The sequence below is a fragment of the Trichlorobacter thiogenes genome, assembly GCF_900167465.1.
Classification (GTDB): domain Bacteria; phylum Desulfobacterota; class Desulfuromonadia; order Geobacterales; family Pseudopelobacteraceae; genus Trichlorobacter; species Trichlorobacter thiogenes.
Map to the genome: position 1 here is coordinate 128,263 of NZ_FUWR01000002.1, position 24,222 is coordinate 152,484.

Below are 24,222 nucleotides of genomic sequence, written 5' to 3' on the forward strand. Positions count from 1 at the left end.
TGCAGGATCAGTCAGCGTACTCTTCCTTCCTCAGTCCATATCGCTTGATCTTGCGGTACAGCGTTGCCACGTTCATACCGGCTTCTTTGGCGGCGCTATCCACGGCACCGCCATGTTTGCGTAGCAGGTCACGTAGCAGATCCCGTTCAAACCGTTCCAGCGCCTCGGTAAAGGGCATGTCATCGGACAGGACCGGCCCGGCCTGGACCGTTGCCGGTATGATCCGGCCTTCCGGCAGATCAATTACCTGTCCCAGGGTATCCAGGCTGATATAGTCGCTGGCTTCCATGGCCATGCAGGCCTCAATCACGTTACGCAACTGGCGGATGTTGCCGGGCCATTCAAAGGTGCAGAGGATCTGCATCGCATCCCGCTCAAACGCCTTGACTGCGGTGCCGAATTTCTGGTTTTGCAGGTGGATGAAGTGGGCAGCCAGCAGCGGAATATCCTCAATCCTTTCCCGTAGCGGCGGCAGGTGCAGGTTGACGACATTCAGGCGGTAGTAGAGATCTTCCCGGAATGTGCCGGTTCTGACCCCTTCCTTCAGGTCGGCGTTGGTGGCGGAGATGATCCGCACATCCACCCTGGTGGAGTTGGTGTCACCCACCCGACGAAACTCTTTTTCCTGCAGAAAACGAAGCAGGGTTTTCTGGACGTTCATCGGCAGGTTGCCCACCTCGTCCAGAAACAGAGTGCCGCCGTCGGCCGCCTCCAACAGGCCCTGCCGGTTTTCCATGGCACCGGTAAAGGCCCCTTTGCGATAGCCGAACAGTTCGCTTTCCAGGATGCTCTCCGGCAGACCGCCGCAGTTAACTGCCATAAATTTACTGTCTTTGCGGTTGGAGTGGGTATGCACTGCCTGGGCGATCAGCTCTTTGCCGGTGCCTGATTCACCGGTAATCAGGATTGAGGTGTCCCGTCCTGCCACCTTGGCAACCTTGTCCAGCACATTCCGTAAGGCCCCTGATGAGCCGATGATGTTGTCAAACTGCAGCTTCTCTTCAATCTCCCGCCGCAGTTCACGATTTTCTTCAGTCAGCTGGGCCTGCTGCAGGGCGTTTTTGACCCGGAAGACCAGTTCATCAGGCTCAAACGGCTTGGTCAGCATGTCATAGGCACCTTTGCGCAGGGCCTGAATCGACATCTCCACCGTGGCATAGGCGGTGATGATGATCACCGGAATATCGCGGCACTTTTCCTTAACCCGCTGTAGGACCTCAAGTCCGGTCATACCGGGCATCTTGATATCGGTAATCACCAGATCCCAGGCGCCGGGCGAAAATTCCTCCACCGCCTTGACCGGGTTGGTGTAGGCGCGTACCAGATAGCCGCTGTCAAGTAGCACCTGCTCCATCATCCGGCACAGTCCCTCTTCATTATCGATCAGCAGAATACGCTGTTTGTCAGTCATACCAGTTCCTCATGGTCTATGGGTAAAATCACGGTTACGGTGGTTCCTTTACCGGCTTCACTTGTAATGGTGATATCGCCGTGGTGCATCTCTACAATCTGGCGGGTGATGGCCAGCCCCAGGCCGGTACCGCGGGCCTTGGTGGTGTAGAACGGCTCAAAGATCTTTTCCAGGCTTTCCTGGGGGATACCGCAGCCAGTGTCCTGGAAGCTGATGGTAATGGTCCGATCCGGTCCTGCTTCGGTTCTGACCTGCAGAGTCCCCCCCTCCGGCATGGCTCCCCCGGCGTTCAGAATCAGGTTGATGGCCACCTGACGCAGTTGATCGCCATCCAAAAGAACTCTGGGCAGGTTGGCCTCAAAGCTGGACTGGATGGTGACCCCCCGCATGTCGGTGTGGTTGGCGGCAAACTCAACTATCTCTTTCAGGAGTTCGTTCAGGTCGGTCATCTCCAGCGTGGGGCGCGGGGTGCGGGCATAGGAAAGCAGATCCTGTACAATCTTCTTGCAGCGTTTGCTTTCACGCTTGATTTCGTGGATGTATTTGTAATGGGGGTCTTCAGGGGAAAGTTTTCCCTCCAGATAGGCGGCATAGCCCAGGATTACCCCCAGCGGGTTGTTGATCTCGTGGGCAACACCCGACGAAAGAACCCCCAGCGAGGCCATCTTGCCCTGTTGCGCCAGGGCGCTTTCCATCTCTTGATTGCGCTGGATAATGTTGGTCATATGGTTGAAGGCGGTGGCCATCTCAGCCAGTTCATCGCTGCCAACCACCTCCATCCGCGCCTGCATATCGCCCCTTTTTACCTTGCGGATGGTCTCAATCATGTGGGTGATCGGGTTGGTTGCAATGGATGAGGCGTAGAAAACCAGCAGCGTTGCTAAAAAGCCGACAATGCTGATCAGAATCAGCGTGCTCACAAAAATATGGTGCTTTATGGAGTTTGCTTCTTTGTAGAATTCATCTTCATAGGAACCGACCGCCACTATCCAGTCCCAGGTTGGAAAATACTCATAGCGCACGATTTTCATCCGTGGCTTCTGATCCCCCACATTTTTCCAAGGGTAACGTATCCAGCCGCTTTTGTTTTCGACCATCTCTCGGATAAACGGGTTACCGTTGGAATCCTTGGCATCAATGATGTTGCGCCCTTCAGCCTCCGGGTGGATCTTCAGGGTGCCGCTGCGGTCAATACAGTAGATGTAGCCGGTTTTGCCGACCCGCTTGTTTTTTATTTTTTCCTTCAGGGCTGCAAAGGCCTGGGAAGCCAGTTCGTTTTCCAGGCTGCCGGAGATCTGTTCACGATAATCCTGATACTGTTTGTCGTAGGAACGCAGCAGGTCAATGGTGAACTCTGCCATATGCTGCAGGTCATCCTTACTGGTCTGGGTAATGCCCAGATAGGCCTTCTGGTTGGCAATAAAACCGGTTACCAGCGCCACCACAATAATCGGCGTGATTACCAGCGGCAGTACCAGCAGCAGTAGTTTGCTGCGTAACTTCATATGATGTAGTGCCTTTGTCAGCATAGCTACCTGTCTTACCCGGTTTGTGATGACCGGGCTGGGGCGTTAGTGTGGTTGTAACGGTTCAAGCAGGCGGATGATCTGTGCCTGTTGTGATTCGGAAAGCGTCGTGAAGTTGACGCCGATACCGGGGATATGATGTCTACCCGTTCCCCAAAGGCGTAACCAGCAGATGGTGGCGGTAATCGGGGTTGTGTCGTTAAGGCCGATAAACTGAATGCTCACCTGTTGTTCAAGCTGCAGCTCTGTGTTGCTTGTAAACAGAAAACAGCCTTTGGGTGAGATGTTCAGGGTGACGGTCCGTTCCGGGCTATCCTGTTCAGGAACTGTTGTTAACAGCGCCTGCAGATGCAATGGATAGCGATCCTTGGGGCGGACCAGGCGCGGAGTAAACCCCTTGCACAGTTCCGCAAACTCATCAATAGATTTGGCAATCCCTTGGGTGGCGTCGGCAGTCAGCAGTTTGATGCTATCGGTCGCTGGAGCAATATTCAGGTAAGCACTGGGGAGTGCCTTCAGAATGTCCTCTGTGGCTGTTTTGTCTGCGGGGGAGGCTTTGATCAACACCGGCATATCCAGCAGAACGCCACTCAGCGGGGTGCCTGATGCCAGGATTGCCACCTCTTTCAGCTCTGCAATCGCCAGACATGAGATACCACGTGCGTCGAGCGCTTCCCGGTACACCTGGGTACGGCTTGCGCTGCGGGATACCAGCAGAACAAGTGGGCTGCTCATGGGTGGAATCCTTCCTGTGGTGGCAGAGCGGCCGTTGCCGCCTGAACTATATCCTGATGGTGCAGCCATGCCAGGGCTGCTTCCCGGCGCCCCCAGGGGGTCTCACACTCAAAACAGCTGTCCGGTACCAGCTCCCTGCACATGCGGGGGCGGGAGTCAAAGGCGAGGCTGCAGCCGGTTGGTGTCAGGTAGATGCAGTCATCAGCGCGGGATTGATCGTAATCATCTGTTTTCTGTTCACGAACGGTCGCTGGCCTGGGGTACTGGATGATCCGGCCTGGATCAGGCGCGGTAACGCCCGGGGTGTAGGGCACACCATAATGTGTCTCTAAAACCCATTCGCGCCGTATAAGCAGTTCGGCCAGGGCTGCTGCGGGATCCGATTGTGCCAGGAAGCGATCCGGGGCCTCAATACCTGGTCTGGTGCGGCAGCACTGGCCACCACAGCGGGCACAGATGCTGCGGTGCTCATTGTTTTGAAGTACGTTCATCCGGTGTCGCATCCTGTCAGTGTATACATGACGTTTGATATTTTTGTTTGTTGCATAAATGCGATATCAATGTAAAGCAAAAACAGGCTTTTGCAAAATGGCAAATGTAATGTCTCCAGGTGGTTATCTGTCTATCTTGTTTGAAACGCTGTTTGCATTGCTGCAAAGCCTATTTTTGTCATGGAGACGCTATGTTTGGATGTTTTGTTTTAAGTTGCTGAAAATAAACGTAAAAAATCATTTTTATGAGATGTGTCGGTTTGGCACGTCAGTTGCGTTACCCAAGCAACGAGTTTTCCTGCAACTATATTCATCCACGAGGAGGGTGTTCATGTCTGATCAGAATCCACACAAGAGCAAGGGCTGGCAGGTGGTTATTGCAGGTACCGGTATTAACCTGGCCCTGGGCGTGCTGTACGCCTGGAGTATCTTTAAGGAAGCCATTGTCAGCTCTATCAAAGCTGGTGGTCCCGGTGCCTTTCAATGGGAAATGACCTCGGTTGGTACCCCCTATGCGGTTTGTTGTCTCACATTCTCCTTTGCCATGATTATCGCTGGTAAGGCCCAGGATAAGATCGGTCCGGCCAAGACCGCCCTGATTGGTGGTCTACTGGTGGGGGCCGGATTTGTGTTGCTTGGTTTTACCACCAGCTTTGCTGGTTGGGTGCTGGGTTTCGGCGTTCTGGCTGGTGCCGGTTTCGGATTTGGCTATTCTGCAGCAACGCCTCCGGCGGTTAAGTGGTTTTCATCAGCCAAGACAGGTCTGGTGGCTGGTATCGTGGTGGCCGGTTTTGGTCTGGCCCCGGTCTATATTGCGCCGCTGGCCAAGACCCTGCTGCATGCCTATGGCATCCAGAACTCCATGCTGATTTTGGGCATCGGCTTCCTGGTGGTTGTCTGCGGTCTTTCCTTCCTGCTGGTAAACCCGCCCAAAGGCTATGTACCCCGTGAAGTGCTGCGCGGCTACTATCCTGCGCTGGATGCCGAGAAGAAGAAAAAGGAAGAGGCCAACGCCACCGTCAGCGAGGTGCTGCGTTCACCTAAATTCTATGTGCTCTGGATCTGTTTCTTTATCGGTGCCGGTGCTGGTCTGATGGTGATCGGCAGTGTGGCTGGTATGGCCAAGAAAAGTATGGGCGAGATGGCCTTTGTGGCAGTTGCAGTGGCTGCCCTGGGTAACGCCGCTGGTCGGATCGTTGCCGGGGTGCTGTCAGACCGGATCGGCCGTCGTGCCACCCTGTTTATCATGCTGGCTTTCCAGGCATGTCTGATGTTTGCTGCCATTCCTATTACCGCAAAACCCAACCCTGTTACGCTGGTGTTGCTTGCCACCTTTATGGCCTTTAACTATGGTTCAAACCTGGCCCTGTTCCCTTCATTTGCCAAGGATTACTGGGGGCTTAAAAACTACGGCCTCAACTACGGCGCCCTGTTTACTGCCTGGGGTCTTGGCGGGTTTGTGCTGGTGCAGGCTGCTGACAAGATCAAGGCGATGCCGAACGGCAATACGAATGCCTTTATCGCTGCCGGTGTATTGCTGCTCTGCGGTGCTGCTCTGAGTGTCTTCCTGGCTGACAAGAAGAAAGTTGCTGCTGGAGAAGCAGAACCTTCCCGCTGGCAAGAGTTCTGGGCAGAGTTTTCACTGGGCTTCAAGGTGTTCCTCGGTTTTGAGGCACCTCAGGTTCGCGCTCCCCGTAACTGGGATGCCATTGAAAAGGGTCGCGCCTAACAGATGCTGTAGATAGTCACAAAAGAAGCCCCGCTCTGTTCGGGGCTTCTTTTGTTTGACTGCCACTTTTTCAGGTGTAGAGTTAATTTTGAAAACGGCAGTTACTCACGCGGGGCCGCGAGCTCGCGGATAAAATCAAGTAGGTGCCTAAAATAAGGAACAACCCTACAGGTGAAACAATAACATGGCGTAGCCAAATGACTTTACTCTTCGCGTCTCCGTGCCTCCGCGTGCAACTGCTTTTTATGGGTTAAAGTCTCTACACACAAGGAGAATGCTATGGATCGTCCCATGATTGATCAACTGCTGAATCCAGGCATTTACCCTGACCCCACCACCGCAGTGCAGCATCTGCAGACCCATATCTCTCACCTTTTTCTGACTGACCGGTATGTCTACAAGATCAAGAAACCGGTTGATTTTGGTTTTCTTGATTTTACCTCCCTTGAGAAGCGCCGCTTTTATTGCCATGAAGAGTTGCGTCTGAACCGGCGGCTCTCTCCTGATATCTACCTCGATCTGGTTGCGCTGTATCTGGATGCTGATGGCATGCTGAGTTTTCAGGCTGATGGGCCGGTAGTGGAGTATGCGGTCAAGATGCTCAGGATGCCCCAGGAACGGATGATGTCCTGCCTGCTGGAGCAGGGTGGGGTAACAGAAGCGGATATTGATGCCATAGCAAAGAAGGTGGCCCGCTTTCATGCAGAGTCTGAGCGGAGTAACGGCATTGCCCTGTTTGGCACGGTGGAGGCGATCAGGAGCAACTGGCTGGAAAACCTGCGGCAGGCTGCGCCCTATTGTGGCCGAACCTTGTCGGAGCAGGACCATGCCATGATTGCGGAACTGGCATTGCGGCGTTTGGAACAGGACTCATCACTGTTTCAACGGCGCCTGCAGCAAGGGTATATCCGCGAATGCGATGGTGATCTGCATACTGAGAATATCTGTTTGGATGGTCAGGTACATATCTTTGACTGTATTGAGTTTAATGAAAAGTTTCGTTACAGCGATACTGCCGCTGATGTGGCGTTTCTGGCAATGGATCTGGAGAATCATGGCCGCCGTGATCTGGCGGAGCGATTTGTTGAGCGTTACCGGTTTTACAGCGGGGATACTGGTCTGCGGCAGGTTCTACCGCTGTATCTGGCTAACCGGGCCTTTGTGCGGGGCAAGGTGGAGAGCTTTCGTCTAGATGACCCGCTGATTGCACAGGAACAGAAAACAGCTGCTGCTGTCCGGGCGCAGCGGTTCTTCCGGCTTGCCAGAGGCTATCTGTTGCGTGAACAGCTACCCAAAATCCTGTTTCTTACCTGTGGGCCAACCGGTTGCGGCAAGACCGCCCTGGCCGATGAGCTGGCTTTTCAGCTGGGGATGGCGCATTTTTCTTCGGATCTGGAACGGAAGTGGTTGGCCGGTGTGGCGGCTACCGAGCGGAATGCTGACATCTATACCCCAGCCTGGAATCAGGCGACCTATGACCGCCTGTTTGAACTGGCCAGACAGTGTCTGGCAGCACAGGCCAGTGTTATTCTGGATGCCACGTTTCTCCAGCGACGTGGCCGGGAGCGTTTTGTCCGGTTGGCTGCGGAGTCCGGTGCCAGGGTGGTTATTCTCCAACTGTCCTGTCCTGATGAGCTGGTCAGGCAGCGTCTGGAACAACGGCAGGCCAGGGGGGACTCGGCTTCCGACGGTACCTGGCAGGTCTTTCTGCAGCAGATGAAGTCTGCTGAGCCGCCAACTGCAGATGAAGGGCTGCTAATCGTCCTGGATGCAACTGAAGAGCCGTTTACCATGGTTGAGGCAATCCTCAATCAGCTTAGCCAAGCACAATCAGAAACGGGTTAGCCAACCCTTCTGCTGTCAGATACTCCTGCACTGCATCAGGTCCATCAGCCAAACGTCTGCTCAGCTGATGTTCAAGCTCAAGCCAGACCAACCAGGGCAATGACCCTAGTAATGAAAATACGTAAACTGTTTCCATCTGCTTCAGGGTGGCTTCCTCAAGCTCCTGTCCGATCTCCTGCGGTGTTGCCGCATAATGGGTTGGAAAAGCCACTGCGGATCGATCCAGTGATTCCATAAAGGCCTGCTTCTCATTGCTGTCAAGGCTGGCGAAATCGGTTACGCACCACGCAGGTTCTTTGGTGGCAAGCAGCGAACGGCAGGAAAGGGGGCGTGAGGCATAGACGCCGCAGGCACCGGTCTGATCAAGGAAGGGGCAGGGGCCAGCCTTGAAACGGTAGGCGTGCAGCCATTCCTTGAGACTGGCAGAGCTGTCGGCAGCATGCTTTATCCCTGCGATCTGTGCTTTCAACCGTTCGTGCTGTTCCTTATCAAGCGCAGCTGCCACCAGCAGCGCCTCAGGGAAGGTGCAGTTAACCACCAGTGAACAGCAGCCGCTGCAGCCTTTGCCGCAGTGGATACTGCCGCCACGCTGGCGGTATTCGGAGCTCCAGGCAGTGATCAGGTGGTCGAAACAATCCTGGCGTTCCTGTACTGAATCAAGCAGTTCTTTCATGGGATGACTCTCCATCTTTAACCTGTCAACGCCAGACGACGTTGCCAAAATTCCGCTTGGGAGGTCGCTGGTAGCGAACCGCCGGTTTGCCCAGCAGCATGGCATAGCTCGGTTGGTGCCCTTCCGGCAGCGCCAGGGCATCCCGTAACGGTTGCCAGCTTTCGCAGGCATACTGGAAGTAACCGGCCCAGCAGGTTCCAATCCCATAGGCAGGGGCCGCCAGGTCCAGATAGGACAGGGCGATCAAGCCATCTACCGTGCCTATGGAAAAATCCTTATGGGTATGGGTCAGCACCAGATGCGGCGCCTTACGACTGATCGGGTCATTGCCTTTGTCCCATGACTTGATCATCCCCTCAAAATTGACGTTAAGCCCCGCAGGAGATATCTGACTTGCCAGGTGCCGCATCCAGTCCACCACTAATCCTGACAGACGACGCAGTTCATCCGTATCGTAGATTACCAGCCATTGCAGTTCCTGGCAGTTCATGCCGGTGGGGGCGTAGCGCATCAGGTCCAACAGTTCCTGCAGCGTTTCCCGTTCAACCGGTTCAGGGCTGAAGCGTCTGATGGAACGTCGCATCCGCAGGTGGTGGGCAAATTGCTTCTTGGGGATAGGGGCATGCAGGGCAGGGTAGGTTGTTGGATCAAGCCGTGGGTCCTCTACGGTTATGGCTGCAGTGGGGCAGACCGCTTCGCAGTGGCCGCAGATGATGCAGCGCTCAGCCCCATCATCGCAAAAACGGGGAAAACTGCCGTCCGGCAGACGGATGATCCGTAGCGGGCAGGTGGCGGCGCATTCGCCGCAACAGGTGCAGTCGGCATGGTTTACCTTCAGAGTTGGCATAACAACCTCGCTTGAAGCTGATTTCCTGATGCACAGAATTGCATTCTGTCATATCATGCGGTTTGACACAACCTTGGGAGAATCAGCTATGCATGAAAAAATCTACGTTATCGGCCACCGTAACCCGGATACCGACTCCATCGCCTCTGCCATCGCCTACGCCGCCTTTCGGCGCAGTCTCGGACACAACAATGTTGTTGCCGCCATGGCCGGGCAACCCAACCCGCAGACCAGCTATATCCTGAAACGGCTGGGGATTGATCCACCCACCTCTCTGGCTGATGTCCACCCCAAGGTGCGGGATGTGATCAGCCGCAGCCCGGTGACTGCCCCTACTGACCTGCCACTGAAGGATGCCCTTGAGCTGTTCCACCGCCATGCCATCCGGGTGCTGCCGGTGGTTGATCAGGAGCGCAAGCCCCAAGGGGTGGTTTCCCTGCTCAAGCTGTCTGAAAAATATCTGGTGGCCGGTACTGACCGGCGGCGGGGGGTGGATAGCAGTCTGGCAGCCCTGGCACGTTGTCTGGAGGCCACGGTACTGTGCGGTGCGCCTGCTGATCAGATGGAGCACCTGCACCTGTTTATCGGCGCCATGACGGAAGAGTCGTTCAGCAAACGGATTGAAGGCTACGACCCGGCCAGCCTGCTGATCATGACCGGCGACCGTCCCTCGATCCAGCAATCGGCCATTGAATCCGGTGTGCGGCTGCTGGTGATCACCGGCGGCCTGCCGGTGCGTGATGACCTGTTGCTTGTGGCAAAAGAACGTGGCGTTACCGTCTTCTCAACCCCCCATGATACCGCCACAGCAGCCTCGCTGGCCCGGCTCTCCACACCACTGGCCTGTTTTGTGGATCAGAAGTTTGAGCGGATCGGGGTGATGGAGTCGGTGGAGCATCTGCGCCTGAAGCTGCTGCATTCCGGCGAACCGGCCGTGGTTGCGGTGGAAGAGGATGGCAGCATCGCTGGGGTGGCCACCAAATCATCCCTGTTGACTCCGCTGCCCTATGCCCTGATCCTGGTGGACCATAATGAACTGACCCAGGCGGTGCCCGGTGCAGAATCGGTGGAGATCCTGGCGGTAATTGACCACCACAAACTGGGTAACCCTCCCACTAATCAGCCGATCACCTTTATGGCAGCCCCGGTGGGCAGTACCTGCTCAATTGTGGCCTCACTCTACCGTGAACGGGGGATGGAGCCGGAACAGCCGATCGCAGCCCTGCTGCTGGCAGGGATCATGTCTGATACGGTTATCCTTAAATCTCCCACCACCACGTCTCGCGATCGTGAACTGGTGGCCTGGCTGGAGCCGATTGCCGGGCTTGAGCATGCTGCCTTTGGCAAGGATATCTTTGCCTCCTGCAGTGGCTTTTCTGCCCATGCCACCCTTGAAAAAGCGGTGCGGGCCGACTTTAAAGAGTTTACTGCCGGTGATACCCTGTTCGGAGTCGGTCAGGTTGAGGTGGTCGGCTTTGATGAATTTTATGAATTGAAGGATCAGCTTTGGGACGTATTACGTCAGGTAAAACAGGCTGACAAGCTTGATTTGGCTGGTTTGATGGTAACTGACATCTATAGCGAAACTACCCTGTTTCTGGCAGAGGGCAAGAACGAGCTGGCCCACCTGATGGGCTACCCCCAGGTTGAACCACACCTGTATGAACTGAAAGGGGTCATGTCCCGCAAGAAGCAGATGGTACCGCACCTGCTGAAGGTGCTGGGGGCGTTGTAGGCAGCGGTTTATCGTTCAGCAACCAGATACTCGCTGGTAATAACCTCATAATGGTTGCAATGGGTGCGCATCTTCCAGGCATGTGTACCAGTCTGGGCAATGGTCCAGGCTGGTACAAGAATCCCGTCTTTCCCCTCCAGCAATCCGCGCACATTATCTTTCCCTCTTCCTTTGTAAGGTCCGGTTGTGGTGCCGCCCAGCCAGCGTTCTTCAGCTGCCGCAGTTGTGGACCATGAAAACGGGTCTGCAAACAGGAATGAGGCGTTTTGGGGCGCTGCTACCCGGTTCATCTCAAACAGATGGGCAAGTGGATAGCTGACACGGTCCAGCAGGTTCAGTGAGGCGATCTGATCAAAGCAGTTGGCGCTAAACGGCAGCCGCAACGCATCAGCAATTACAAACTCAACATTGTCAGTGCGCCATGATTCAGGCAGAGACAGGTGGAATGTCTCAGTCAGATTTCCTTCCAGGGGCAGAGTGAAATCCAACTTCCGCTTTAATGCAAGAGTACGGGCGGTCTTGATAAAACCGTGGGAAAGGTCACATCCCACGGCCAGATTGCAGCGGCTGGCCATCTCAAAGGTAATCCTGCCCACTGAACAGCCTGCATCAAAGCCTGCTGCAGCAGCCTTGGACAGGCAGTCTGCCCACGGGATAGCAAGCCCTTCATGTACGGTATCCCCCAGCAGATCACCATAGTGACTCCAGAGGTAGCGGTCAGTCATCCCCTTTTCTTCATAACGCCATTGTGCGCCAGCAGGGCTGCTGTCAGGATCAGGCAGCAGGTGGGCAATTCCTTCCTTGATGGGGAAACGTCGCTTGCACGTTGTACAGGTCAGGGTGCCGCTGATGATATCTCCATCTGCTTCACGATCTGTTTTCAGGTTTAGCGGATATTCTTTGGGCAGACAGGCAGGGCAGATCAGGTGTGGGAGCAGGAATCGTTTCATGGTGAGTGGTCTGGTGATCCTTGAACAAGAATAGTGGGTGAGCGGATGTTTGGCAAAGTATACTGCAGGCTTCTTCCGTAAGGCAACAAAGGATGCTGCTGTAACCGGCTTTCTGTTTGACAGCCTACCTGTCTAACTGGTACTCTCTCTACCATTACAAACTGTTTCAGGAAGATCACGAGTTTCATAGCACTTGTAGCCCCGGACAATTTCGGGGCTTTTTTCTTGAGCACCACAGAAAGAAGGACGTTCATGCCGTTTCAACAGTTTAGTTTTCACCCCAAGGTGGTTGCAGGAATCACCGCCCTTGGCTACACCACCCCCACACCTATTCAAGCTCAGGCAATACCAAAGATCATGGCAGGCCATGACCTGATGGGGTTGGCCCAGACCGGCACCGGCAAAACCGCTGCCTTTGCCCTGCCGATCCTGCACCGTCTGATGCAGGGGCCGCGCAAGCAGGTACGCGCCCTGGTGATCGCCCCTACCCGCGAGCTGGCAGAGCAGATCAATGACGCCATATTGGAACTTGGCCAGCAGACCCGCCTGAAAAGCATCACTGTCTACGGTGGCGTCAACGTTAATCCGCAGATTGAGAAGCTCAAAAACGGGGTGGAGATTGTGGTGGCCTGCCCTGGCCGTCTGCTGGATCATATTAACCAGGGCACGATAGACCTGACTAACCTGGAGCTGCTGGTGCTGGATGAGGCAGACCAGATGTTTGATATGGGTTTTCTGCCCGATATCCGCCGCATTTTGAAGCATCTGCCATCACAGCGTCAAACCATGTTGTTCTCAGCCACCATGCCGACCGAGATTCGCGGCCTGGCCCGTGAGATCCTGCGCGATCCGGCCACAGTGCAGGTGGATCATGTTGCTCCGGCAGCCACGGTCAGTCACGCGTTGTATCCCGTGGCCCAGCACCTAAAGACAGGGCTGCTGATGCAGTTGCTGAAGCATACCGATACCAATTCAGTGCTGATCTTTACCCGCACCAAGCACCGCGCCAAGCGGGTAGGGGAGCAGCTGGAAAAGGCAGGCTACACCGCAGCCTCACTGCAGGGTAACCTTTCACAAAACCGGCGTCAGGCGGCCATGGACGGCTTCCGTAACGGCACCTACCAGATCCTGGTGGCAACCGACATCGCTGCCCGGGGGATTGATGTGTCACAGGTGTCCCACGTGATCAACTATGATATCCCGGACACCAGCGAGGCCTATATCCACCGGATCGGCCGCACCGGCCGGGCCGCCAGAAACGGTGATGCCTTTACCATGATAACCGATGAGGATACTGCCATGGTCAAGGCGATTGAGCGCACCCTGGGGGCTGCCATTGAACGCCGCACTGTGGAGGGGTTTGATTACGCCGTACCTGCCCCCCGCAAGGATGACGAGTTTGCCCGGCCACCGCGTCCGCCACGGAACCAGCCCAAGGCAAAGAAACCAGCGCCCAAGCCGGCAGCAGGGCAGGGTACAGCACCAGCCGCTGCAGGGCATAAACCAGCCGGGTCAAAGCCTGCTGCGCCAGCAGGTGGAGTACGGCATCCGCAGCGGTCATCACGTCCACGTTAATCTTCTATTGGAGTTTGCTAAATGGTTCACCTGTCAAACATCACCAAACAGCATGGCTCGCAGGTCCTGTTCCGCGATGCCTCATTCCAGATCCTGCCCGGTTCCCGTACCGGTCTGGTCGGCCCCAATGGCGCTGGCAAGACCACTATCTTCCGGATTATTACCGGTGAAGAAGAGGCTGATAGCGGCGATATGACCTGCGCCAAGCGGACCACCATCGGCTATTTTTCCCAGGATGTGGGGGATATGTCCGGCAGAAGCGCGCTGGAAGAGGTGATGGCCGGATCAGCCGAGACCATGCGTCTGGCTGGTGAGCTGAAGGAGATGGAGGCAGCCATGTGTGAGCCCCAGTCTGATGATGAGTTGGCCTCCCTGCTGGATCGTTACGGTGTGGCACAGGAAGAGTTTGAACACCGTGGTGGCTATGATCTGGACACCCGCGCCCAGACCGTGCTGACCGGCTTAGGCGTCGGGCCGGACCGTTTCAATCATCCGGTGGAGTCCTTCTCCGGTGGTTGGAAGATGCGGATCGCCCTGGCCAAGATCCTGACTTTGAAGCCGGATGTGCTGCTGCTGGACGAGCCCACCAACCACCTGGATGTGGAGTCGATCGTCTGGCTGGAGGAATGGCTGGCTGACACCTTTGATGGTGCCCTGCTGATGACCAGCCACGATCGGGACTTTATGAACCGGATCGTGACCCGCATCGTAGAGGTGGCCAACAAGACCGTCACCACCTATGGCGGCAATTATGATTTCTACGAGAAAGAGCGTGAGATCAGGCATGAACAGCTGCTGGCCAGCCACAAGCGGCAACAGGATATGCTGGCCAAGGAAGAGGAGTTCATAGCCCGCTTTGCAGCCCGGGCCTCCCACGCAGCCCAGGTGCAGTCACGGGTCAAGAAGATTGATAAGATCGAGCGGATCGAGATTCCTGCTGAAGAACGGACTGTCCGTTTTGATTTTGCCGAACCGCCCCGCAGCGGCGATGATGTGGTGGTGATGGACAATCTGGCAAAAGAATGGCCTCTGCCCGATGGCGGTGTTAAGCCGGTCTTTTCCGGGGTCAGCGGTATTATCAAGCGCCAGAGCAAGATTGCGGTGGTGGGGGTGAACGGCGCCGGTAAATCCACCTTCCTGAAGGTGCTGGCCGGTCAGACTGAGCCCACGGGTGGTACGGTAGCTTTGGGTGCCAATGTGGAGCTGGGCTATTTCAGTCAGCATGCCATGGAGGTTCTTGACCCGAAAAAGAGCATCTTTGAGACGGTGCAGGATACGCTCCCGCTGGCCAACCGTGGGGTAATCATGAACCTGCTGGGGGCCTTCCTGTTCTCCGGCGATGCCGTTGATAAAAAGATTGAAAACCTCTCCGGTGGTGAGAAGAGCCGGGTGGTGCTGGCAACCCTGCTGGCTAGGCCGATCAACTTTCTGATCCTTGACGAACCGACCAACCACCTGGATATCCGCTCACGGGAGATGCTGCTGAATGCCCTGCAGAACTTTACCGGCACCGTGATGCTGGTCAGCCACGACCGCCACTTCCTGCGCTGTCTGGTGGATCGGGTGATTGAGGTGGATCACGGCGAGATGCGGCCCTATGAAGGGAATTACGAATACTACCTGGAGAAGTCACACCACTTTGCCCATTAACGATAAAGCCCGCTTTCGCGGGCTTTTCTGTTTCTCAGGCAGGCAGCAGGAATTTACCCACGTAGTTCTTGGAAAACTGATAGGCGGTGCGTCCGCAGCGTTTGCTCTTTTCTTGTGACCACTGGATCGCCTCCCGCTCCAGTTCCTTGGTCCAGGGGATCTCTACCTTGCGGTCACGGGCCTCGCGGCTGATGCTGAGCCGGACTGCATCAATGTAGCGATCCTGTGAAAAGGCGTAGAAAGCGACCCAGAGGCCAAAGCGGTCAGACAGGGAGACCTTTTCCTCCATCGCCTCGCTCTGCTGCAGCTCGCCACGTACAAACTTACCGCCAATATGATCAGACTCATACTCAGGCAGCAGGTGGCGACGGTTGGAGGTGACGTAGATCAGCACGTTTTCCGGCGGTGAGTAGACCGAGCCATCCAGGGCGCTCTTGAGCATCTTGTAGCTGAGTTCCCCCACCTCAAAGGTCAGGTCATCGCAGAGCAGGATGAAGCGGTAGGGCTGATTTTCTACGGCGCTGAAGATCTCGGACAGATAGATCAGATCTTCTTTTTCAATCTGAATGACCCGCAACCCTTCCGGGGCAAATTTGTTCATCAGCGCCTTGACCAGTGATGATTTGCCGGTACCCCGCGAACCCCACAACAGGGCGTTGTTGGCAGGCAGTCCCAGCAGGAACTGGCGGGTATTGTGCATCATGGTTGCTTTCTGCTCATCCACCCCCAGCAGTTCTTCCATGGTGGTGGTGTCGGTCACCCGCACCGCCTCCAGGTAGCCTGAAAAGGAGTGGCGGCGCCAGTTGGCAGCGTAGCAGGTAGACCAGTCAATCGGCGCAACAGCGCGGGGCAGCAGCATCTCAACGGAACTCAAGACCCGCTCCAGGCGGGCAACTACTTCAGGTTTCAGGTTAAACATAATCATCTCACTTTTGATTGATATAAAAGAGCCCCCGGTTCATCACCGGGGGCTCGGTGTTACCTATATACAACTTGATCCTACAGGCCTAACTGCTTGAAGAAGTCATTCCCTTTATCATCAACCAGAATAAAGGCAGGGAAGTTCTCCACTTCAATCTTCCAGACCGCTTCCATCCCCAGTTCAGGGAAGTCAATGCACTCAACCTTCTTGATGTTTTCGTCAGCCAGGATGGCCGCCGGGCCGCCGATGGAGCCCAGGTAGAAGCCGCCGTGCTTCTGACAGGCGTCGGTGACCTGCTGGCTACGGTTACCTTTGGCGATCATGATCATGGAGCCGCCGTTGGCCTGCAGCAGGTCAACGTAGGAGTCCATCCGACCGGCAGTGGTGGGGCCGAAGGAGCCAGAGGGCTTGCCTGCCGGGGTCTTGGCCGGGCCAGCGTAGTAGATCGGGTAGTTTTTGAGGTAGTCAGGCAGCGGCTTGCCGGAGTCCAGGATCTCTTTGAACTTGGCGTGGGCGATGTCACGACCAACCACGATGGTGCCGTTCAGCAGCAGTGCATCACCAACCTTAAGGCCGGATAGCTCCTTCAGGGTCTCAGCCAGAGGCTTGGACAGGTCAATCTTATGGCCATGCTCATGCTTGGCCATCCGGTACTGCTCTGGCAGCAGACGACCTGGATCGCGGTCCAGCTGCTCAATGAACAGGCCGTCCTTGGTGATTTTTGCCTTCAGGTTACGGTCTGCGGAGCAGGAAACAGCCATGCCAACCGGGCAGGAAGCACCGTGGCGGGGCAGGCGGATTACGCGGACATCATGGGCAAAGTACTTGCCGCCGAACTGTGCGCCGATCCCCAGCTTCTGGGCAGCGGTCAGCAGTTTTGCTTCCAGTTCTACGTCGCGGAAGGCCTGGCCGTGGGCATTGCCTTCGGTGGGCAGTCCATCAATATCACGGGCAGTGGCCAGCTTGACGGTCTTCATGCAGGCATCAGCAGAGGTGCCGCCGATCACAAAGGCGATATGGTAGGGAGGGCAGGCAGCGGTGCCCAGGTATTTCATCTTCTCAATCAGGTACTTCTCCAGCTTGTCAGGGGTCAAGAGCGCCTTGGTCTCCTGATACAGCATGGTCTTGTTGGCAGAACCGCCACCTTTGGCCATGAACAGGAACTTGTAATAATCACCGCTGGTGGCCATGATATCGATCTGGGCTGGCAGGTTGGTGCCGGTGTTGACTTCGTCATACATATTCAGGGCAACGGTCTGGGAGTAGCGTAGGTTCTCTTCGGTATAGGTCTTGTAGACCCCTTTGGAGATAAACTCTTCGTCATTGCCACCGGTCCAGATCTGCTGGCCTTTCTTGGCAACCACGGTTGCGGTGCCGGTATCCTGGCAGAGGGGCAGTTCAAACTTGGCAGAAACCATGGCGTTACGCAGGAAGGCCAGCGCAACCCCTTTATCGTTCTGGGATGCCTCAGGATCAGCCAGAATCTTGGCAACCTGCTCATTGTGGCTGGGGCGTAGCAGGAAGGAGAGGTCCTTCATGGCCTGGTTAGCCAGCACGGTCAGTGCCTCAGGATCAACCTTGACCACCGGCTTGCCGTCAAATTCTGCAACGGAGACATACTTCTCCGAACCCTCAATCTTGTAGTAGTTGGTCTCATCCTTGCCAAGTGGGAACGGCTCCTGATACACGAACGGTTTGGTTGACATGCGTAAAACTCCTTTCGATAGAAGGTTCGGAACAATGTCCGATAGTGTATACAAAATCTTCGGCATAGTATGCAAAACAGCGGTTTTTGTCGAGTGCTAAGTTGTCAGTATCAAAGTTGACTCAAATAGTCCTGTATGGTAGCCTGAAAACTGTACCTGTGCCGAATAAGGGGGTTTTATGTTCAATCAGATGCGTGATGACATCAACTCGGTCTTTGACCGCGATCCGGCAGCCCGTAGTACCCTTGAGGTGCTGGTCTGCTATCCTGGTCTGCATGCGGTCTGGCTGCACCGGATTGCCCACTGGTTCTGGAGGCAGGAACTGTTTTTTCTGGGACGTTTTGTCTCCCAGTTTTCCCGCTTTGTGACCGGGATTGAGATTCACCCCGGCGCAAAGATCGGCAAACGGTTTTTCATTGACCACGGCATGGGGGTGGTAATCGGCGAGACAGCCGAGATCGGTGATGATGTCACGATCTATCATGGGGTGACGCTGGGTGGCGTTACCTGGGATAAGGTCAAGCGCCACCCGACCCTGGAAGATAAGGTAGTGATCGGTTCCGGGGCCAAGGTGCTGGGGCCGTTTACGGTGGGGCGGGGTGCCAGGATCGGTTCTAATTCGGTGGTGGTAAAAGAGGTGCCCCCCAACGCAACGGTGGTGGGGATTCCCGGCAAAATCGTCCTGGCGCCTGAAGCGGCAAAGGAAGGACGACCTGATCTTGAGCATGGCAAGATGCCTGACCCATCAGCCACGGCCATCGCCTGTCTGTTTGATCAGCTAAAGGGGCTGGAACAGAAGTACGACAGTCTGCAGAAAGAACATGAAGCGCTGAGAAAACAGCTGGTTGACGCAACCCCTAAATCATGAGATAACCCAGCCATGATCAAACGACAGACCACCATCAACCGTATCTTCAAGCTTTCCGGCATCGGCCTGCATTCTGGCCATCCGGTCAATCTGGAATTCCTGCCCCGCCGCGAACAGGGGATTGTCTTTGTGTTGAACGGCGTGCAGATTCCGGCCCGCTTTGATCAGGTTGCCGATACCCGCCTTTCAACCCTGATCGCCAGGGATGGTGCTGCTGTTTCCACCATTGAGCACCTGATGGCAGCCTTTTACTACGCCGGTGTTACCAATTGTCTGGTCTATATTGATGGGCCGGAAGTGCCGATTCTGGATGGTTCTGCCTGGGAGTTCTATCAGGGGATGTGGAAGGCCGGGGTCTATGAATTTCCTGAAGAGCAGATCTATCTGAAGGTGCTTAAAAATGTGGAAGCAAGTCACGGCGATGCCTGGGTGCGGATCAAGCCGCTGAATACCCTGGATATCACCATGACGATTGAATTCCGCCAACCGGTGGGCCTGCAGCGCCGCCGGGTTTCAGATGTGGAAAACGCCTTTTCGATTCTCAACTCCCGCACCTTTACCATGTTGGAAGAGATTGAGGCGATCAAGAAAATGGGGCTGGCCAAGGGTGGTTCACTGGATAATGCGGTGGTGGTGGGTGAGGATGAGGTGCTGAATCCGCAAGGGCTGCGGTATCGTAAAGAGCTGGTCAACCACAAGATTCTGGATCTGATCGGTGATCTCTATACCAGTGGTTACCGGATTCTGGGTAAGGTGGAGGCCCACAAGACCGGCCATCACCTGAATAACCTGCTTTTGAAACAACTCTTCTCTGATCCTGCCAACTATCAGATTTACTGATTTTGCACTTCTCCGGCCTTGGGCCGTTCTTTCTGATTACCTAAAATAACCTCGCCACTGTCGGTGAAGAGTCGTACCGGCAGTTCAAAGACCCGTCTGAAGATATCCAGTGTGCCTTTTGCCATGGTCTTGACCGGGATGGCCGTAACCTCCGGGTTTTCCCAGCTCCCTTTGGCTTCAAAGTAAGTGGTGATCAGGCTGCCGTCGCCACCGCTTAATATCCAGCCCACCACCGGAATCCGGCTGACAATCCGGTCAACGGTCTGCAGCGGCTGTACCCCGATCAGCATATCCAGTGTCTCTTTGACAATGTCGATGGTGCCAACGGTGGTGACATGCATGACGTTGCTGTCGATGAAAAAGTCCTGGGTGGTCAGGATGCCATTTTTGATGCCGATGCTGGCGGTGATCTGGTTAAACGGCATGCCATCGCGGGCCATGTCAGGCAGGCTGAAACTGAGCAGTTGCGAGACATTCAGGATTGAGATTACCTTGGAAAGGGAGTTGAAGCGTTTCAAGGTGCCACGTTCCACCTTCAGGGTGATAGCTCCACTGGCAGTTTTTTTGATCTCATCAAGCTGGTCGCCGTTGGCACTCAGTCGCCCTTTTACGGTTGTCAACCCCCGTACTTCCTTGCCGATACCAAGGATTTGCAGCAGTTCTCCGGCCTTGGCCTGTTCAAGCAGGAACGAGAGATCCCATTTGGGGGCCTGCCCTTCTGTCCGTGCCAGTTGTCCGTTTAGTGAGATTTTGCCTCCGAAAATACCGGCGCTTAATCCCTGTAGTTTTAACAGTCCATCTTCATTTTTAAGGAAAGCAGATAGTTTGCTGAAACTGCTGGAACGGTAGTTGCCAGCCTCGGCGGTCAGGTGCGCCTGTAGTTTGAACGGTGTTGCTGTTTTCTGTTGTGCCCCCGGCTGAGCAGTACGAGCCGGTGCTATCAGTGGAATCACCTCTTCCAGATCCAGATAGGTGGCAGCAATCCGAAGGTTTGCATCAGGTACACCTGTTGTCCGAATAGTACCTGATGCACTGAAGATGGTTTTGGGAAGTTTTCCGGTGATATTGCGGATTGTCAGTAGTCCGTCACGGAGCGCCAGGTGGGTGCTGAACTGTCTGATTTTTTGCGGCTTTTCAGAGGCTGGTAGTCCAAAATCAACCGGGTTCAGTTCTGGTGATGAGGCAAACAGTTCTGCCTCGGGATTTTTCAGACTGACAATCCTGCCTTTGATATGAAGAGGCGTGCTGCCGTAGCGGATGGCCATATGCGAGGTCTCAAGGGAGTTGCCCTTGAAGGTGATCTGGGTGGAGACGTCACTAACCGGGGCGTATTTGGGGTGAGGCTTGAGTGAAAAAGCAGTCAGTTTAACCGTGCCTGAAAACAGCATGGAGCTGATACTGCGTGGGTCTCCTGCACCGCCCAGATGTGCCTGGACACCCCCTTTTAGCTGATACTGCGGCCAGTCAGTCAGTATCGGCAGATGCTGATCCAGTTGGAATTGGTTGGTTTCAATGGCAAAAGAAAGGTTCGGAACAGTGCCGCTGTAACGTAACAGACCGTTGCCGGATAGTTTTAGCGGCGATAGCAGGTAGGAAAAAGAGGTGAATCTGGTTGCGTCTTTGCCCAGTACAGCACTGAAGGTAAGTGAGTTTGCCATGCCGGCCGGTTTTTTGACCAGTGCCGGGTACTGGTATGCAGCACTGGACAGAAGCCATTCGCCAGCCAGGCGATAGGCCGTGCTGGGGCCGTCCCCCTGTAACTTCATGGTGGTGTTATTCCCCTCAAAATGCAAGAGCTCGGCACCGGCATGTGCTGCCAGCCAGGCAACTTCCGCAGGCTTAGGGGTGATCGCCATGGTAAAGGGGTAAAAGGAGGGGACTCCTTCGGTTGCATATTCCGTGATCGTGCCATCCAGCGTAAAAGGGGAACCACCAAAACTGCCACTCATACCGATCAGGTTGAAGTTGCGCCCCTTCATCTCAAGGGTGCCCTTGATCTGTTTAAAGGTTGGTGTCTTTTCGCCATACTGAATAGAGGCTTTATCTGCAGTGCCACTGATATAGAGTGTATTGGCATTATCACCAATACCAAACCGGGCCAGTTGCGAGATCCGTCCGTTCAGGGTCCCGGTGGTCAGTTTAAAGATACCACCTCTGATCTTGTGTTCAATAAAGTCGGCTGTGTCATCGGCAATGATCCCAAACGGGATGTAACTTTTGACACGGGTATAGTCAAAGGATTCTGAAGCTGCCTTCACGGTGATGAGAGGATCATTGCCGTTCAAATCGCTAAGTTTTACCACGCCCTTGATATCAAAACCATCCACGCTGAGCTGAACCGCTGACATATCAAGCAGGGTTGGTGTCCACTTCATATCAACCGAAAGTTGCAGCTGTTTGGGAGCGACGTTGCCATGAAATATCTTGGGCCAGTTCACGACAGGATTACGGGCCTTCAGCAACCCTTTGGCCTGCAGGTTTTGCCAACGCCCTTTTAACGTAAGGTTCAGGCTAAGTGTGCCACCGGGGGAAGGAAACGGTACATACTCCCCGACATACGGCCAGAAACGTCCGTATTCAAGCTGGTTCAGCTCGATTTTGGCATTAACATCTGACTGATGGAGCAGCTCTCCTGTCTTGGGCAGCTTGACAGAGCCAGAGGTCTGTATGGTGCCGGGGCTGCTGCCTTCAAGGGTGGCCCCCAGCTTGAAACTGCATTTTCTGCCACGGATCAGTTTATCCAGGCTCAGGTTGATGCCGGAGATCGTCAGGTTGGTACAGGTTTCATCCGTTGCCTGATCATGCCAGAACAGGGTGCCGTTACGCACCCGTACACCTCGGGCCCTTAGGTCGTAGCTGTCTGCTGATGGTTTGAGCAGGTCATCAATATTCAGGGTGCCCTGTTCGTCGCGGCTAAGGGTCAGTCGGGCGCCATCTATGACAATCTCACGTAGTTCAATTTTCTTTTGGAGCAGTGGCAGCAGGGCCAGACGGAAGGTAATCCGGTTGGCAGAGAGGAACTCTTGAGTGCTGTTCCGCTCTTGAACATAGAGGTCTTTGAAAGCAAATTCAGGTCCAAACATCCAGGAAAACTGGCTGTCTCCCAGGCGGACCTGACGGTTTAACTGCTTTTGTAACAGGGATATCAGCTGGGTTTGATAGTTGTTCAGATCAAGCAGGCGGGGCAGCAGGATCGACAGCCCCAGTGAAAAGGTGCCGGCGAGTATCAGCAACAGGATCAGCAGTTTGATGAATTTTGGTCGGGGCATGATCTGCATAGAGATGCGTACGGCTTACGCTTCGTCTGTTCCCGCTTGCGGGAGAGAGCTATCAGGCTGGGGCACAATAATCCGCACCTGCAGGACAGCGGTGCGGGTTACCTGTTCGCAGATCAGCCTGAAGCCGTTCCATTCCAGGCTTTCCCCCTGGATTGGCAGGTGTCCCAGTTCGTTCAGGACCAGACCGGCAACGGTTTCATACAGCGGCGCTTCTTCCAGCTTAATGCCCAAAGGTTCCTGCAGGTCAAAGATGGAGGCCAGTCCATCTGCCAGCCAGCTGCCGTCAGCCTGTTGTACCAGTTTGGCAGGCTCACCGGCGTCGTGTTCATCCTCTATTTCCCCCACCAGTTCTTCCAGCAGGTCTTCTGTGGTAACCAGGCCTGAGATACCGCCATATTCATCGACCACCAGCGCCATATGGTTGCGGGTACGCTGCATCTCTTTCAGAAGTTCGTTTACCTTTTTACCTTCCGGCACAAAGACCGGTTGGCGCATAACCTGTTCAAGGTGGAGGTCTTCGCCTTTGACCAGTGCCCCCATGATGTCTTTATCGTGCAGTACACCAACAATCTCTTCAATGTCATTATGATAAACCGGATAGCGTGAGTATTGGGCTTCGAGAATGATCTTGACCAGCTCCTCCCTGCTCATTTGCAGCTCAAGGGCCACCATCCGGGTGCGGGGGACCATTACTTCACGAACGTAGGTATGGGTAAATTCAAAGACATTGCGAATATACTCATGCTCTGTTTCGCTGAAGACGCCGGTTTCATGTCCTTCTGAAACCATATGCTGTACCTCTTCGCGGGTAATGAATGCGTCCTGTTCACCCTTCAGTCCGATCAGATGCTGTACTGCCTTGCTCGATGAGGTGAGTATCAGGACGACTGGGGCGGTTAATCTGGCAATGATCTGCATCGGTCGTGCAAGGCTCAGGGCAACTTTGTCGGCGTACTGCAGGCCGATCGCTTTTGGCACCAGCTCTCCAATAATCAAGGAGACGTATGAAACGATGATGACGACAGTTAATGCAGCCAAAGGTTCGGCAACTTTTTGCAGTACCGGCCATGGTTGCAGCAACAGGGCTGGGCGTAGGTGTTCAATGGCAACAATACCGCCAACGGTTGACGCGGCTGATCCGGCAACGGTAACGCCGATCTGGATAACTGCCAGCAAGGGGTGTGGGTCTTTTTGAAACTGCTCGACGATTTCTGCCCGTTCGTCGCCATCAGCAACCAACTGAGCAATCCTGCCTTTGCGGATTGAGATAATGGCAAATTCCGCCATGGAGAAAAAACCGTTCAGGCCAATCAATAAGAGGATGACAATTAGTTCAAGGGTTACAGTATCCATAGCGCAGCTATTCTCCTCTGGAATAGCGTGAATGTCAACCGACTGAGGGGCTGTTTGTCGGCTTGTAACAAAAAAAGCCCGCCAATGG

Annotated in this window: 18 protein-coding genes; 7 read left to right on the forward strand and 11 right to left on the reverse strand. The window is 54.9% G+C overall.

Features of this window, described 5'->3' with window-relative positions:
* Positions 1 to 7 precede the first annotated feature (7 nt).
* The 4 genes from B5D39_RS03900 to B5D39_RS03915 form a co-directional block, all read right to left on the reverse strand.
* Positions 8 to 1,411: a sigma-54-dependent transcriptional regulator gene (locus B5D39_RS03900; protein ID WP_078789088.1), complete on the reverse strand. Its 1,404-nt coding sequence runs from the start codon at positions 1,409 to 1,411 to the stop codon at positions 8 to 10.
* Complete coding sequence (locus B5D39_RS03905) at positions 1,408 to 2,916, reverse strand: Cache 3/Cache 2 fusion domain-containing protein (RefSeq protein ID WP_244161349.1); 1,509 nt, start codon at positions 2,914 to 2,916, stop codon at positions 1,408 to 1,410. Before B5D39_RS03905 ends, B5D39_RS03900 begins: the two co-directional genes overlap by 4 nt.
* Before the next feature lie 66 nt (positions 2,917 to 2,982).
* Entirely contained in the window at positions 2,983 to 3,672 is a 690-nt protein-coding gene (locus B5D39_RS03910; protein WP_161947413.1) for a PilZ domain-containing protein, read from the reverse strand.
* Positions 3,669 to 4,163: a hypothetical protein gene (locus B5D39_RS03915; RefSeq protein WP_244161350.1), complete on the reverse strand. Its 495-nt coding sequence runs from the start codon at positions 4,161 to 4,163 to the stop codon at positions 3,669 to 3,671. The genes B5D39_RS03910 and B5D39_RS03915 overlap by 4 nt, the downstream gene beginning before the upstream one ends.
* 331 nt (positions 4,164 to 4,494) lie before the next feature.
* Here B5D39_RS03915 and B5D39_RS03920 point away from each other — a divergent pair, with 331 nt between their 5' ends.
* Both B5D39_RS03920 and B5D39_RS03925 read left to right on the forward strand, forming a co-directional pair.
* A complete protein-coding gene (locus B5D39_RS03920) occupies positions 4,495 to 5,892 on the forward strand; it encodes an L-lactate MFS transporter (protein WP_078789092.1) in 1,398 nt (465 codons plus the stop codon).
* A gap of 279 nt (positions 5,893 to 6,171) precedes the next feature.
* Positions 6,172 to 7,737: a bifunctional aminoglycoside phosphotransferase/ATP-binding protein gene (locus B5D39_RS03925; protein WP_078789093.1), complete on the forward strand. Its 1,566-nt coding sequence runs from the start codon at positions 6,172 to 6,174 to the stop codon at positions 7,735 to 7,737.
* Here the strand turns inward: B5D39_RS03925 and B5D39_RS03930 are convergent.
* Together B5D39_RS03930 and B5D39_RS03935 are read right to left on the reverse strand one after the other, a co-directional pair.
* Positions 7,709 to 8,410, reverse strand: coding sequence for a YkgJ family cysteine cluster protein (locus tag B5D39_RS03930; protein ID WP_161947414.1), 702 nt, complete (start codon positions 8,408 to 8,410; stop codon positions 7,709 to 7,711). The two genes, B5D39_RS03925 and B5D39_RS03930, sit on opposite strands and share 29 nt — an antisense overlap.
* A gap of 25 nt (positions 8,411 to 8,435) precedes the next feature.
* Positions 8,436 to 9,257: a nitroreductase family protein gene (locus tag B5D39_RS03935; protein WP_078789095.1), complete on the reverse strand. Its 822-nt coding sequence runs from the start codon at positions 9,255 to 9,257 to the stop codon at positions 8,436 to 8,438.
* Positions 9,258 to 9,345: 88 nt separating this feature from the next.
* Between B5D39_RS03935 and B5D39_RS03940 the strand changes: the two genes are divergently transcribed.
* Complete coding sequence (locus tag B5D39_RS03940) at positions 9,346 to 10,992, forward strand: putative manganese-dependent inorganic diphosphatase (RefSeq protein ID WP_078789159.1); 1,647 nt, start codon at positions 9,346 to 9,348, stop codon at positions 10,990 to 10,992.
* A gap of 8 nt (positions 10,993 to 11,000) precedes the next feature.
* Here the strand turns inward: B5D39_RS03940 and B5D39_RS03945 are convergent, their stop codons facing one another.
* Positions 11,001 to 11,942, reverse strand: a complete 942-nt coding sequence (locus tag B5D39_RS03945; protein ID WP_078789096.1) for a class I SAM-dependent methyltransferase — start codon at positions 11,940 to 11,942, stop codon at positions 11,001 to 11,003.
* A gap of 252 nt (positions 11,943 to 12,194) precedes the next feature.
* On the opposite strand from B5D39_RS03945, the gene B5D39_RS03950 reads away from it, so the two are divergent.
* Together B5D39_RS03950 and B5D39_RS03955 are read left to right on the forward strand one after the other, a co-directional pair.
* On the forward strand, positions 12,195 to 13,517 hold the full coding sequence (locus B5D39_RS03950) for a DEAD/DEAH box helicase (RefSeq protein WP_078789097.1): 1,323 nt from the start codon (positions 12,195 to 12,197) through the stop codon (positions 13,515 to 13,517).
* A 21-nt stretch (positions 13,518 to 13,538) separates the two neighbouring features.
* Complete coding sequence (locus B5D39_RS03955) at positions 13,539 to 15,167, forward strand: ABC-F family ATP-binding cassette domain-containing protein (protein ID WP_078789098.1); 1,629 nt, start codon at positions 13,539 to 13,541, stop codon at positions 15,165 to 15,167.
* A gap of 34 nt (positions 15,168 to 15,201) precedes the next feature.
* Here the strand turns inward: B5D39_RS03955 and B5D39_RS03960 are convergent, their stop codons facing one another.
* Complete coding sequence (locus B5D39_RS03960; RefSeq protein WP_078789099.1) at positions 15,202 to 16,086, reverse strand: ATP-binding protein; 885 nt, start codon at positions 16,084 to 16,086, stop codon at positions 15,202 to 15,204.
* Positions 16,087 to 16,166: 80 nt separating this feature from the next.
* Positions 16,167 to 17,795, reverse strand: coding sequence for a fumarate hydratase (locus B5D39_RS03965; protein WP_078789100.1), 1,629 nt, complete (start codon positions 17,793 to 17,795; stop codon positions 16,167 to 16,169).
* Between the two features lie 178 nt (positions 17,796 to 17,973).
* On the opposite strand from B5D39_RS03965, the gene cysE reads away from it, so the two are divergent.
* Both cysE and lpxC read left to right on the forward strand, forming a co-directional pair.
* On the forward strand, positions 17,974 to 18,663 hold the full coding sequence (cysE, locus tag B5D39_RS03970) for a serine O-acetyltransferase (protein ID WP_078789101.1): 690 nt from the start codon (positions 17,974 to 17,976) through the stop codon (positions 18,661 to 18,663).
* Positions 18,664 to 18,675: 12 nt separating this feature from the next.
* Positions 18,676 to 19,503, forward strand: a complete 828-nt coding sequence (gene lpxC, locus B5D39_RS03975) for a UDP-3-O-acyl-N-acetylglucosamine deacetylase (protein WP_078789102.1) — start codon at positions 18,676 to 18,678, stop codon at positions 19,501 to 19,503.
* Here lpxC and B5D39_RS03980 read toward each other — a convergent pair.
* Together B5D39_RS03980 and B5D39_RS03985 are read right to left on the reverse strand one after the other, a co-directional pair.
* Entirely contained in the window at positions 19,497 to 22,772 is a 3,276-nt protein-coding gene (locus tag B5D39_RS03980) for a DUF3971 domain-containing protein (RefSeq protein ID WP_161947415.1), read from the reverse strand. The two genes, lpxC and B5D39_RS03980, sit on opposite strands and share 7 nt — an antisense overlap.
* 24 nt (positions 22,773 to 22,796) lie before the next feature.
* Positions 22,797 to 24,134: a hemolysin family protein gene (locus B5D39_RS03985; RefSeq protein WP_078789104.1), complete on the reverse strand. Its 1,338-nt coding sequence runs from the start codon at positions 24,132 to 24,134 to the stop codon at positions 22,797 to 22,799.
* Between the last annotated feature and the right edge of the window lie 88 nt (positions 24,135 to 24,222).

Coding starts and splice junctions, on each gene's coding strand:
- B5D39_RS03920 (WP_078789092.1), top strand. CDS start 4,495: ATGTCTGATCAGAATCCACACAAGAGCAAGGGCTGGCAGGTGGTTATT.
- B5D39_RS03955 (WP_078789098.1), top strand. CDS start 13,539: ATGGTTCACCTGTCAAACATCACCAAACAGCATGGCTCGCAGGTCCTG.
- B5D39_RS03945 (WP_078789096.1), bottom strand. CDS start 11,942: ATGAAACGATTCCTGCTCCCACACCTGATCTGCCCTGCCTGTCTGCCC.
- B5D39_RS03950 (WP_078789097.1), top strand. CDS start 12,195: ATGCCGTTTCAACAGTTTAGTTTTCACCCCAAGGTGGTTGCAGGAATC.
- B5D39_RS03910 (WP_161947413.1), bottom strand. CDS start 3,672: ATGAGCAGCCCACTTGTTCTGCTGGTATCCCGCAGCGCAAGCCGTACC.
- B5D39_RS03935 (WP_078789095.1), bottom strand. CDS start 9,257: ATGCCAACTCTGAAGGTAAACCATGCCGACTGCACCTGTTGCGGCGAA.
- B5D39_RS03915 (WP_244161350.1), bottom strand. CDS start 4,163: ATGAACGTACTTCAAAACAATGAGCACCGCAGCATCTGTGCCCGCTGT.
- B5D39_RS03930 (WP_161947414.1), bottom strand. CDS start 8,410: ATGAAAGAACTGCTTGATTCAGTACAGGAACGCCAGGATTGTTTCGAC.
- B5D39_RS03985 (WP_078789104.1), bottom strand. CDS start 24,134: ATGGATACTGTAACCCTTGAACTAATTGTCATCCTCTTATTGATTGGC.
- lpxC (WP_078789102.1), top strand. CDS start 18,676: ATGATCAAACGACAGACCACCATCAACCGTATCTTCAAGCTTTCCGGC.
- B5D39_RS03905 (WP_244161349.1), bottom strand. CDS start 2,916: ATGAAGTTACGCAGCAAACTACTGCTGCTGGTACTGCCGCTGGTAATC.
- B5D39_RS03900 (WP_078789088.1), bottom strand. CDS start 1,411: ATGACTGACAAACAGCGTATTCTGCTGATCGATAATGAAGAGGGACTG.
- cysE (WP_078789101.1), top strand. CDS start 17,974: ATGTTCAATCAGATGCGTGATGACATCAACTCGGTCTTTGACCGCGAT.
- B5D39_RS03925 (WP_078789093.1), top strand. CDS start 6,172: ATGGATCGTCCCATGATTGATCAACTGCTGAATCCAGGCATTTACCCT.
- B5D39_RS03980 (WP_161947415.1), bottom strand. CDS start 22,772: ATGCCCCGACCAAAATTCATCAAACTGCTGATCCTGTTGCTGATACTC.
- B5D39_RS03940 (WP_078789159.1), top strand. CDS start 9,346: ATGCATGAAAAAATCTACGTTATCGGCCACCGTAACCCGGATACCGAC.
- B5D39_RS03965 (WP_078789100.1), bottom strand. CDS start 17,795: ATGTCAACCAAACCGTTCGTGTATCAGGAGCCGTTCCCACTTGGCAAG.
- B5D39_RS03960 (WP_078789099.1), bottom strand. CDS start 16,086: ATGTTTAACCTGAAACCTGAAGTAGTTGCCCGCCTGGAGCGGGTCTTG.